8 protein-coding genes are annotated in these 12,078 nt (G+C 37.5%); 3 read left to right on the plus strand and 5 right to left on the minus strand.

Annotation, left to right across the window (positions count from 1 at the left end; all coding sequences use genetic code 11):
• Positions 1-39: 39 nt before the first annotated feature.
• Both AAEU33_RS16680 and AAEU33_RS16685 read right to left on the minus strand, forming a co-directional pair.
• Positions 40-1,362: a serine hydrolase domain-containing protein gene (locus AAEU33_RS16680; RefSeq protein ID WP_345988960.1), complete on the minus strand. Its 1,323-nt coding sequence runs from the start codon at positions 1,360-1,362 to the stop codon at positions 40-42.
• Between the two features lie 120 nt (positions 1,363-1,482).
• Positions 1,483-4,125, minus strand: coding sequence for a glycoside hydrolase family 2 TIM barrel-domain containing protein (locus AAEU33_RS16685; RefSeq protein WP_345988962.1), 2,643 nt, complete (start codon positions 4,123-4,125; stop codon positions 1,483-1,485).
• 349 nt (positions 4,126-4,474) lie between these two features.
• Between AAEU33_RS16685 and AAEU33_RS16690 the strand changes: the two genes are divergently transcribed.
• Both AAEU33_RS16690 and AAEU33_RS16695 read left to right on the plus strand, forming a co-directional pair.
• Complete coding sequence (locus AAEU33_RS16690; RefSeq protein ID WP_345988964.1) at positions 4,475-7,285, plus strand: TonB-dependent receptor; 2,811 nt, start codon at positions 4,475-4,477, stop codon at positions 7,283-7,285.
• A 44-nt stretch (positions 7,286-7,329) separates the two neighbouring features.
• Entirely contained in the window at positions 7,330-8,325 is a 996-nt protein-coding gene (locus AAEU33_RS16695) for a phytase (protein ID WP_345992786.1), read from the plus strand.
• A 171-nt stretch (positions 8,326-8,496) separates the two neighbouring features.
• Here the strand turns inward: AAEU33_RS16695 and AAEU33_RS16700 are convergent, their stop codons facing one another.
• The 3 genes from AAEU33_RS16700 to AAEU33_RS16710 all read right to left on the minus strand — a co-directional run bounded on the left by AAEU33_RS16700 (position 8,497) and on the right by AAEU33_RS16710 (position 11,557).
• Positions 8,497-9,912 (minus strand): alkaline phosphatase, encoded by a 1,416-nt coding sequence (locus AAEU33_RS16700; RefSeq protein ID WP_345988966.1) that lies wholly within the window; start codon positions 9,910-9,912, stop codon positions 8,497-8,499.
• Positions 9,913-10,009: 97 nt separating this feature from the next.
• Positions 10,010-11,212, minus strand: coding sequence for a GTP-binding protein (locus AAEU33_RS16705; RefSeq protein WP_345988968.1), 1,203 nt, complete (start codon positions 11,210-11,212; stop codon positions 10,010-10,012).
• 6 nt (positions 11,213-11,218) lie between these two features.
• On the minus strand, positions 11,219-11,557 hold the full coding sequence (locus AAEU33_RS16710; protein WP_172283400.1) for a MerC domain-containing protein: 339 nt from the start codon (positions 11,555-11,557) through the stop codon (positions 11,219-11,221).
• A gap of 90 nt (positions 11,558-11,647) precedes the next feature.
• On the opposite strand from AAEU33_RS16710, the gene AAEU33_RS16715 reads away from it, so the two are divergent.
• The gene (locus tag AAEU33_RS16715) at positions 11,648-12,034 is read left to right on the plus strand and encodes a transcriptional repressor (protein ID WP_172283402.1); all 387 of its coding nucleotides are present in this window, start codon (positions 11,648-11,650) and stop codon (positions 12,032-12,034) included.
• Positions 12,035-12,078: the final 44 nt, after the last annotated feature.

Genomic DNA, 12,078 nt, shown 5'->3' on the forward strand with positions numbered 1-12,078 from the left:
ATCCACAACATTGAAGTTGTGGATTTTTTTAGAATTTAATCAATTTACCTTTTTAGTTTTAAGATGTAATCCATCCGATATCATCTCGAGTTCATAAACTCCTGTATCTTTGTTTAAGGTAAATATCAGTCCGTCATTTGAGGCAGGATCAAAAAAGAATGTAAATTCAGAATCAGGGACACCTTCTGAGGCCTCGCCATCTTTGTTAGTAATGTACAATTTTCCCTCCTTAATGGTAATGACTAAATATTGAGATTGGTCGATTTCGAGAATGTATTTTCCTTCATACCGCTTCATTACATTTTCAGATAGACTAATCTTTTGTCTTTTTATTGCTCGAGGAACATGGTATGCTTTTCCTTCAAATATCTTCACGATATCTTGCGTCACCTGTTGAAAAGGAACTCCGGTGTAGTTGCTTAGAAAAATGAAATCAAATCCGGTTTTCCGGTTTTTATAAAAATAAGCCCGGTATCCAGGTCTGCCGCCAGCTTGTGCCAATACATCATTTTCGTCAAACAATTCTTTAATAAGATCTTTTTGAAGATGTTTACCATTAAAACCTTCTTGGGAGAAATGGAAAAGATCATCAATCGTTGAGGCGTAATTGCCGGTTTCAAACCGATCGAGTTCCTTTGCAGAAGCTTTAATTATTTTCCCATCTTCTATATCAAATCCATTCACAAAATTTTTAACCGGACTCTTACCATTATATTCATTGGTATTGTGAAGACCAATAGGGTCAAATATTTCTTTTTTTATGAATTTTAGATAACCCTCAGAAGCTACTTTGTTAATAATGTTATGCAATAATAAAAATCCAATATTGGAGTATAATGTCTGGGATCCGGGTTCAAATAAAAGTTTTTCCTTTTTAGCCAATTCAATGATCTGGTCACCGGATAATTTATCAAACTTTTCATAATCTGTAATTTCCCTTGGTAAGCCAGACTGATGCTGCATAAGATGCCGGATGGTGATTTTTTCTCCTTCCGGAAAACCAGACAAAAACTTTGACAAATGATCGTTAAGCGATATTTTGTTCTGTTCTACCAATTTCAGGATTCCATATTTTACAAAAACCTTTGAAACAGAAGCAATAATAAATGTACTGTTTCTATTGATCAGCATATCCTTAGGTCCGTTTTGTAAATTGTATGTTTTATTGAGAAGCACCACTCCATTTTTTGCAATTATAACATTTCCATTAAACTGCGTTATAGCTGTAAGAGATGAAAAATATTCATCTGCTTCCTTTTTTATTGTTGTATTTTCCACACCTACATTTAGCTGCGAACCTTCCTGGCTAAAACCCAGTGAAAAGAACAGTAAAAAAAGCATCAGCGAAAATTGATATTTCATAATTATTGGTTTTTTGGTGGTAAGGCTTTACGAATAATCCGATTTAAAGTTAGAAAAATATAGTAATAAGTTTATTTTTTTTACCTGTACCCAGCCTTATCCAAATCCTCTATTTTGATACTAAAATATCTTCCTAAGCTGTATTCCATTTAAAATGGCTTCGCCTTCATGAGGAATAAAACCAACTGTTATTCCCTGTCCTCTATTTACCAAAATAGTGGTTTTTGTACTGTATGCTGTAATAGGAGCAAGATGATTATCGTCTGAAAGATTTTCAAGAAAAATAAAACCATTCAGGGAAACATCAAATTTCCGGGTATGTCCCAACTTATTTTCTGACCGGGTATTGCTTTCAAGGTTATACACCAGCTTTTCCTGTTCCGTAGGGCTAAGGAGCTCCGCAAAGTGCAGTGTAATTTCGTAAAGTCCGTCAGGGACATCAGCTTTAAAGCTTTTCAGACCAACACGCTGCGTTTCATACATTGCATCATAAGCAGTTCCCAGTATATTTCTTCTTGAACCGTACTTTTCACTTTTCTCATCTTCCCGATACACTTTTCCGCCTACATATCCCCAGCTTCCCGGTTTATACTCCTGCTCAGGCACCCAGCTTTCTTTCGTTACTTCATCTTCAAACATTCTCTGATCTCCCAAACTTACATTTAAAGTTGTAAATGTATTTTCCGTATTTTTCAACTGATTGGCAATTACATGAAAATCAATGGCTATAAGATCTTCGTCACCTCTGTCCGTAACAGCTTTGAGGGTGTTAAGTCCATTTTTAAAACTGCATGCAAAGACAGCTTTCCCGTCTTTCACATTTTGTATGCCAATCAATTGTCCGTTATTCCAAAGCTTCACTTCTTTCTGATTGCTATACACTGTTACCGGTTGAGTGGCTTCTGTATTACTTCCGGGGTCCGCCTGCTGTGCCCGGTACAACCAGTCCGAGCCTCCAATTTTCACAAAAGGCTGTTGAGCCAATGCTGCTTTGTATATGAAATAGCTGTCTTTTGGTTTTCGGTCCGTCGTAAGTAATCCTTTGTTGTTAATATGAGGAACGGCTTCCTGACGGCTTTCGTTTCCAAACTCTGCAAGATTCCATACAATTGCACCTGCAATGAAGGCGTATTTTTTAATGATCTTAAGATAGGATTCATGATAAAGATTAGCATATTCCTGGGTTTTATCAAAAATTACAGGGCTGAAACTGTGAAGCCGGTAATCTGAATCTGCTCCGAACTCGGAAATAATCAAAGGTTTTAAAGGAAATTCTTTATGATGCTTTAAAACAAAAGTTTCAAAGTCTCCGAATTTCCCTCCATACCATCCCTGATATAAATTCCATCCCGCAATTTTAGGTATATCGATAAGTCCAACTTTTTTGTACAAATCGAAATCTCCGTGAAATGCAATCATAGTATATCTTTCCTTATCTTCATCTTGGCAGAGATTTTCCATTTTCAGAGCAAGCTCATGAAGATTTTTCCAATACTTTTCTCTTTCCGGTGTTTTGTCCTTATACAAGGGCTGAATAAGAACTTCATTCATATAGCTCCATATAATTACACTGGGATGATTATAATTCTGCCGTATCATTTCACGTTGCATATCGAGCATATTATGAGTGTAGCCTTCACTTTCGGTGATCTGATTGTTACCCGGCGTTTCCACAGCAGTTAATATTCCAAGGCGATCACATGCTTCCATAACAGCAGGATCCTGGGGATAATGAGAAACCCTTAAAAAATTTCCACCCATATCCTTCAGCCATTGCACATCATTGATATGCAAGGCGTCGGAAAGAGCAGATCCCATGCCTTTAAAATCCTGATGCCTGCTCGCTCCCATAATTTTATAGGGTTTACCGTTCAGGTAAAATCCTTTTTCAGCATCGAAATGATACCATCTAAAGCCTAAAGGATTGACCACCTCGTCATATACGATCTCATTTTTTGCATCTCTCAATACATTCACAACTTTATACATGTAAGGATTTTCAGGACTCCATAAATTTGGTTTTTTGATGTTTTTTACCTGAACCGTAAAGCTTCCATCCTTATCAGGATACGTTTCAGAAACGACAACCTCTTTGCCTTCTTTATCATAAATGGTTGTTGTAATTTTAAACTTTTTGCTGACAGAAACTTTCCCCCTGATCTGAACACTGGCAGATTCTTCACTTACGGAAGGAGTAGAAATAAATACACCGCTACTTGCATAATTATCCATATCGAAATGGTTTTTATCTACTGCAATGAGATAGACATCCCGGTAAATACCACCATATACGCTGAAATCTCCTCCAAGCGGGGGAATATCAGGATCATGGCTGTTATCCACTTTTACCCTGATTGTATTTTTTCCTTCGTTTAAAAGGCCGGTAATATTGAAACTAAATGCAAGATAAGATCCTCGATGTACCCCCGCCCTTTTACCATTTACAAATACTTCTGCAACCTGGCTGGCCCCTTCAAAATAGAGGTATATGTTTTTATCCTTCCAACCCTCAGGAATGTACAATTCTTTCTGGTACCATCCTATTCCCCGATAGTACCCGGGTTCATCATCCATAACATCTTCAGCATTCCATGTATGGGGAATATTTACCTGCTCCCAATATCCTTTTTTATTATCATCTTTTTCAGCTCCTCTGTGAAATTGCCAGGAAGTATTAATACTTTGCTTGATCCTTTGTGAAAAAGACACAAACGGAATTAATGAAAGGAATACTATAATCAGATTTCTTATCGAATAGGTCATACTTCGGGATTTTGGAAATAATTATTTGTTACAATGTAATTATTGTCTCAAATAGAGACAAATACAAATTTAATAGAAATTATCGTGCTTTAGTTTTTTTTCTTTCTTTTAGTTAATTCACATTTTAATATAAAAACCATTCTTATATTTCATTGTAAGACATTCCAGATGCTTTTAGTTCAAGTCCTATTCATTTAATTAAAAAACAACTTTATTTGTTTATAATTACATTAAAATTTAAACATAAAACTCACATATTATTAATAATTTATTAAAGCAACGTTCATCTTAATTTCAGCCCGTTCCAAGCTTTAGAACCTATTTTTACACTGAGAATTAATATACTAAAGTGAAGAAAATTTTAACGTCTGTTCTATTGTGTGCATCCATCTATTTTTATGCACAATCCGGGACCGTTTCCGGAAATATCAATGATGATTCGAAAATTACATTACCGGGAGCAAAGATCTCCCTTGCACCTGGAAACATTTATACGACATCGGATGAGCATGGAAATTTTGTTTTCCTGAATGTTCCTGCGGGAAATTATACAATGAAGGTAGATTATATGGGATATGGCAGTAATGAATACAACATTGTGGTGGAAGCAAATAAAAACACCAGACAAAACATCATTTTTACCAGAAAAGAAACCCAGATCAAAGAGGTTGTGGTAACCGGGGCCACTTTACGGAACCAGGCCAGAGCCCTGAATAAACAAAAGAATAATGCCAATATTACCAATGTAATCTCTTCTGATCAGATTGGGCGTTTTCCGGATGCCAATATTGGGGATGCTTTGAAAAGAGTTCCTGGAATTACGATACAGAATGACCAGGGGGAAGCAAGAAATCTTATCATCCGAGGGCTCGCTCCCAATCTGAATTCGGTGACTTTGAACGGTGACCGTATCCCATCTGCAGAAGGTGATAACAGAAATGTTCAAATGGATCTGATTCCGTCCGATATGATTGCAACAATTGAAGTCAACAAAACATTGACGCCGGATATGGATGCGGATGCAATAGGTGGATCTGTAAATCTTATTACAAGAGCTTCACCTAACGGGCAAAGAATTTCCGCAACATTAGCAGGCGGATACAATCCGATTCGTGAAAAGGGAAATTATACCGCAGGCTTCGTATATGGAAACCGCTTTCTGAATAAGAAACTGGGTGCCGTTTTTAGTTTTTCCTATAATAATAACAATTTCGGATCGGATAATATAGAACCCACCTGGAGCCTTGCAGAAGATATTGCAAAGACAGCCTATGTCAGTAAAATGGGAGTTCGTTATTATAATGAACATCGTATACGACATAGTTTTGACCTGAATATGGATTATGAATTCAATTCGAAAAACAAAATTTATGCTTCTGCAATGTATAATTTCAGGAATGATAAGGAAAACAGATATGCTTTGGGCTACAAAATAAAACCTGTGTATAATACGGATGAAACTGAAATCACAGGATGGAGCGGAAGTATTACGAGACAAGATAAAGGTGGAGATGCTGCTAACGATAATACGCGTCTTGAAAAACAGAAAGTTCAGAACTATGCATTAAGAGGAGAACATCTCCTGGGTTCCAAAATTGATCTGGACTGGTCTATGAATTATGCTACCGCCAGTGAAAAAAAGCCTCATGAACGACATATAGAGTTTGAACGTAAAAACGTAAATTTCCTGAGTGACCTCAGTGATCCGGAAAGACCAATGATCAATCCTGCAACAGCAGATAATCTCGGGAGTTATAAATTAAGTGATCTTTCTGATTCCAACAGTTTCACCCAGGAAAAGGAATTCGGAGCAAAAGTAAATCTACGTTTCCCACTTTCTGTGATTGAGGATCAGAAAGGAAGATTACGTGTGGGAGCGCGTTTACGTATAAAACAAAAAGAAAGAGAAAATGATTATTATGCTTTTGAACCGCTTAACAGTTTGGGAAGTCTTTTAACGGTTCCAACTACCTATTTTGATGGTTATAACTTTCAGCCGGGTAATTATGTTCCGGGGGCTTTTGTAAGTACGTCGTACATGGGAGGACTGGATCTGTTTAATCCCAATCTATTTAAAGGAGAACTTAAGCCGGAAGAATTCCTTTCCAGTAACTACCGTGCAAAAGAGCATATATATGCCGGATATATCCGATGGGATCAGGATCTCAGTGACAAATTCTCTATGATTGCTGGTGCGCGTCTTGAAACGACCACAATTGATTATACAGGAAACTATGTAATGGATGAAGAAAATCTTGTAGGAAAGATCAATAATAAAAACACATACACTAATATTTTACCTAATATTTCCTTCAAATATATTCCGGAACAGAATCTTGTTCTCCGGGCTGCTTTTACTACGGCTTTGGCACGTCCTAATTATTATGCACTCGTACCTTTCTTAAACGTTATTTCGGCAGATGAGCTGATATCCGCAGGAAATCCAAATCTTAAAGCAACGTATGCGTATAATTTCGATTTCATGGCAGAAAAGTACTTTAAATCGGTGGGGATTCTTTCAGGAGGTGTCTTTTATAAAAACCTGAAAGACTTTATTTATACCTATTCCAGAAAAAACTATACAGCGGCGGATTTTTCACAAGATTTTACAGGTCAGACCAATCCTATTCCTGACGGGGAGAGTAACTGGAGATTTACGCAACAAAGAAATGGAGATAATGTAGACATCTACGGTTTTGAGGTCGCTTTACAGAGACAGCTGGATTTTATTCCGGGGGCATTCTGGAAGGGTCTTGGAGTATATGTTAATTACACCTATACTAAATCCAAAGCCAAAGGAATTACCAACGAAGAAGGTGTGGAAAGAACAGATGTAGGATTACCGGGAGCAGCTCCCCACATGTTCAACGGATCTCTGTCGTGGGAAAATAAACGTTTTTCAGCAAGGGTTTCTATGAATTATGCATCTTCTTATATTGATGAACTGGGTGGAAATTCGTTCGATGACCGCTATTATGACAAGCAGTTGTTCCTTGACGCAAATGCCTCGTATAAAATTACCAGCCAGCTGAGAGTATTTGCCGAAGCCAATAATTTAACAAATCAGCCGTTAAGGTACTATCAGGGAATTCAAAGCAGAACAGCTCAGGTAGAATATTACAGGCCCCGGTTTACGATGGGTGTAAAGTTTGATTTTTAATGTTATACAGAATGATAAAGATAAATACACGTGTTGCTCTCATCATGTTACCTTTGCTCATTAATTGTGCAGGACAAAATGAATTGGGAAAAAAAATAGAACCAACTATTATTACAGAACAGGTCGGTTATGATACCGATGACCCGGCTATCTGGATCAATCCGGAAGATGCTTCAAAAAGCATTATCATAGGTACCGATAAGGATACCAATGGCGGGCTGTATGCTTTCGACCTGAATGGAAAGATCATTAACAAAGTTACAGGCTTAAAACGTCCGAATAATGTAGATCTCGAATATGGGTTTTATTTACACGGAAATATAATAGATTTTGCTGCCGTTACAGAAAGGGAAACGAATACAGTTAGACTTTATTCTCTTCCTGAATTAAAAGAAGTTGGAGCATTCCCTGTTTTTGATGGTGAAAAAGAGCGATCTCCCATGGGAATTTCTCTTTATAAAAACCCTGAAACAGGCGATTTTTTTGCTGTTGTCGGAAGAAAATCCGGACCGGCAGATGGCTATTTGTGGCAATATAAATTAACCGAAAAAGAAGGGAAAATTACGGGCGAGGTTGTACGGAAGTTTGGAAAATACAGTGGCTTGAAAGAAATAGAAAGCATTGCGGTGGATGATGAAGCAGGATATATTTATTATTCTGATGAACAATTCGGGGTGCATCAATATTATGCAGATCCATCTAAAGGAAATGAGGAACTTATGGTTTTCGGAAAGGGTGATTTCACATCTGATGTGGAAGGAATTTCCATCTACCCTACTTCATCAACGAATGGATATATCCTTGTTTCCAACCAGCAAAAAGATACTTTCAACGTCTACCTGAGGGAAAATCCGTCAAAAGGAAAGATTGCAGAAATTCCGGTTTCAACCAGTGAAAGCGATGGTTCGGAGGTTACAAACGTAAACCTTGGTCCAAAGTTTCCAAAAGGGGTGTTTGTAGCAATGAGCAACGGAAAGGTTTTTCATCTGTATGACTGGAGAACGATTGAAGATAGAATTAAAAGCCAGATGAAGAACTGATTTTTAGTATGGAAACTGATGTAAAATATATTCATCATTGAAATACCACGGTTGAAATCTATTTTTAATATAGAAAAACAAGAAGCCTTTACTATTACGTAAAGGCTTCTTTCCACCAAAAGATATAAATATGAAAAAAAAATATTTATTCTGAAATCCGGATACCGAAGATCAAAGCTTACCGGTATGTGCTGAAAGCTCTGTGGCTTCAAGCATGATATAATGTAAATCTGTGTTTTTTACGAAAGATTTTAGCAGTTCACTTCCCGGCCCGAACATGGCAAGTTCCACATAATCACCCGAGTGATCCATGCTGATCCAGCCAACAGAATTATGCTTTTTCTGAATTTCCGAATACAGTTTAAAGGGAAGCTTTTTATAATTATATAATCCACCTTCTTTATTAAGACTGGTGTAGAAACTTAAAAGACTTTTAGCTTCATCATCAGCCAGGCTTATGGCATTGGTCTCATAGATCCAGTCTTTCGTTTGCTGCAGGTTAAAATCGGGATGGATTGCATTCAGGATATATTCATTGGTGAATTTATAATGGGCAATAGTATTGAAGTTTCGGGTAGCATCCGCGCCATAAATTGTTCCCGGATTGGCATTGCCGTGATCTGTGGTGATAATAACCAATGTGTTCTTATCTTTTTCAGCAAAATCAACAGCTACTTTTACAGCTTCTTCGAAGGCAATCTGATCATGGATAAGTGCCGCAACATCATTTGCGTGTGCAGACCAGTCCACCTTACCTCCTTCAATCTGAAGCACAAAACCTTCTTTATGATCTTTCATCTGGTCTATTGCCGTCTTTGCCATCTCAGCAAGTGTTGGTGTAGATTGTAAAGCTGCTATATTAGCCCTATCAATTGAATAAGGTAGTGCTCCTGTATTGAATACTCCTAATACCGGTTTGCTTTTATCGATATTCTGCAGATCCGAACGGTTTTTTAGAATCTGATATCCTTTTTGTTTATACAACCCGTATACATCTTTTTTATCTTCTCTTTTCGCGGGGTTAAAAAATTCATCTCCTCCCCCCATCATCACGTCAAATCCTATTTCAGCATACATTTCCGCAATTTCAGGCTCGGCATTCCTGCTGGCTGAATTGATACAAAAGCCGGCAGGTGTGGCATGGGTAATGGTTACAGTAGTGACACATCCTGTTTTTTTACCCGCTTTTTTAAATTTCTGCCAGATGGGAACATATTTTTCACCATTAGCGCCGATATTTAGTACGCCATTCTTTACCCTGAACCCACCACCGAAAGATGAGCTTGCAGCAGCGGAATCGGTAACAATTGAACTCGCAGAGGCAGTATCCATCAATGCTCTGGATACTTTATTTTCTTTATATAAATTGATCCAGTTTCCACTTTTCCCAAGGATATTCTGGGAATACAGGTTCGCTAACGCCAGTGTTCCGGAACTCATTCCATCGCTTACCATAAAAATGATATTCTTAGCTTTTTTGTAGGATTTGGGTTTTACAGCAGGTTCGGTGGCCAGAACATTAACCGGATTAATTGCAAACAATCCGGAAAGCAATGCCGAACCTTTTAGAAACTTTCGTCTGTTCATTTTCATTAACATTTCACGATGCAATATAGATAATTAAAATTTAATAATGAAACAATGTTGCATTAATTAATTGTAAATTTAATTTTAACAGAATTGATCATATATTCTGCGGAAAAGGATCCTGAAAAATTACAGATTCATCAAACATTTTCTTTTCATCTCCGGTTAAGAGACAATACTCCAGATCTGCCATCATCTTTTCCTGATCTAAATTCTGCCCAATAAAGACCAATTCATTGATGCGGTCCCCCCAGTTTTTATCCCACCGGCTTTCTATAAATTCCTGATTTTGCAGAAATGAAGAATACTGCACTCTATTGCTCATAGGCATACTGGACCACCATACTCCTGCTTTTTCAAGACGGAAAGAACCGCCTGCCTGCGAAAAGTTCAATGCGTCATCAGGACGTGAAGCAAGCCAGAATAAACCTTTTGCCCGTAAAGCACCTTCCGGATATTGTTCGTTCAGATAGGTCCATAACCTCATCGGATGGAATGGCTTTTTGTTTCTGAAAACAAATGATCCTATTCCATATTCTTCAGTTTCCGGAGTATGATGTTCTGCTTCCAGCTCTTTCTGCCATCCGGCAGATTGTTGGGCTTCTTCAAAATCAAATAAATGAGTATTCAGTATTTCCCCGGGAGCTACTTTCCCAAATTCAGAAGTGATAATCCTTGCAGCAGGATTCAACTTTCCGACGGTTGCTTTTAAAAAGCCAATAGTTTCTGAGTTTACCATATCCGTCTTATTCAATATGATTACATTGGCAAACTCTATCTGATCCGTCAGCAGATTTACGATCGTACGGAAATCACCTTCCATATCAGTAAGATCGCGGTCCATTAATAACTCGTTGGAGCCAAAATCTTTAAAAAAATTAAAGCAATCCACTACAGTAACCATTGTATCTACATAGCTGAATGCGGAAAGATCAATCCCGTTTTCCTCATCTGCATAGGTAAAAGTTTGTGCTACTGGAACAGGCTCACTGATACCGGTGCTTTCAATTAAGAGATAATCAAATCTTTTCTCTTTTGCCAGCCGTTCTACTTCAATCATCAGATCTTCGCGAAGAGTACAGCAGATACAGCCATTACTCATTTCCACCAGCTTCTCTTCTGTACGGGATAATGTACCCTGATTTTCTACAAGGCGTGCATCGATATTGATTTCACTCATATCATTAACGATTACCGCTACTTTTAAACCTTCTTTATTGTGTAAAACGTGATTCAGTAATGTCGTTTTTCCGGCACCAAGAAATCCGCTGAGCACGGTTACGGGAAGTTTATTCTCCATAATAGGTTAATGTTGATGATTATTAAAATTGAAAATATGGCCTGCAATTAAACCTGCAGCTCCAATATATATTAAAGGAATATGGATTTCAAAAATCAGGTCTACCAATACAGACACGGAGATTAATAGAATGGAGATCCAAAACCACCATTTCAGCCATGTTTTTGAGATTTTCTTCGTGACTCTATAAACTACGATGGCTCCGATGAGCAGAAACGCCAGATCGATATAGGGATTGTGGGATATTCCAAGGGGAATGATCATCAGTAAAGGAAAGACAATACAATGAATCAGGCATAAAACCGCTGCGGAAATACCTACTGCATCTAAAATTTTTGATTTCATAAATGATATTTAAGTTTAAAATACTTATCGTAACTTTGTTGCAAATGTAGATATTAATTTTAATTAATGCAACAAAGTTGCAATAAAATCATGAAACAAGTCAGAAACACCCAGGCCAAAACAGAAATATTAAACATCATTAATAGCTCCGACAGCGCATTATCTCACACTGCTATCCAGGAAAAAATCGGGGATCTGTGCAACCGTGTTACCACTTACCGCGTGCTCGACCGTCTTGAAGAGGAAGGAAAAATCCATAAGATCGTTAATGTGGATGGGGTTGTGAATTACGCAAAATGCCATCATTGCACAGAAAATGATCACTCTCATAATCATATTCACTTTAATTGTGAAAAATGCTTGTCTGTAACATGCATAGAAAATGTGGTTCCTGAAATAACACTCCCTAAACACTTTGTTGCCAAAAGCTACAATTTTGTGGTAAGTGGAATCTGTCCGAAATGCTATCAGAACTAACAACAGATTACTTTAAATAAAGTAAAATATCTGTGAATTGCTAC

The sequence above is a fragment of the Chryseobacterium sp. Chry.R1 genome (assembly GCF_039645525.1).
Lineage (GTDB): Bacteria > Bacteroidota > Bacteroidia > Flavobacteriales > Weeksellaceae > Chryseobacterium > Chryseobacterium proteolyticum.

Excerpts from the sequence above, each read along its gene's own strand:
- AAEU33_RS16680 (WP_345988960.1), bottom strand. The coding sequence starts at position 1,362 with ATGAAATATCAATTTTCGCTGATGCTTTTTTTACTGTTCTTTTCACTG.
- AAEU33_RS16685 (WP_345988962.1), bottom strand. The coding sequence starts at position 4,125 with ATGACCTATTCGATAAGAAATCTGATTATAGTATTCCTTTCATTAATT.
- AAEU33_RS16695 (WP_345992786.1), top strand. The coding sequence starts at position 7,330 with ATGTTACCTTTGCTCATTAATTGTGCAGGACAAAATGAATTGGGAAAA.
- AAEU33_RS16700 (WP_345988966.1), bottom strand. The coding sequence starts at position 9,912 with ATGAACAGACGAAAGTTTCTAAAAGGTTCGGCATTGCTTTCCGGATTG.
- AAEU33_RS16705 (WP_345988968.1), bottom strand. The coding sequence starts at position 11,212 with ATGGAGAATAAACTTCCCGTAACCGTGCTCAGCGGATTTCTTGGTGCC.
- AAEU33_RS16710 (WP_172283400.1), bottom strand. The coding sequence starts at position 11,557 with ATGAAATCAAAAATTTTAGATGCAGTAGGTATTTCCGCAGCGGTTTTA.
- AAEU33_RS16715 (WP_172283402.1), top strand. The coding sequence starts at position 11,648 with ATGAAACAAGTCAGAAACACCCAGGCCAAAACAGAAATATTAAACATC.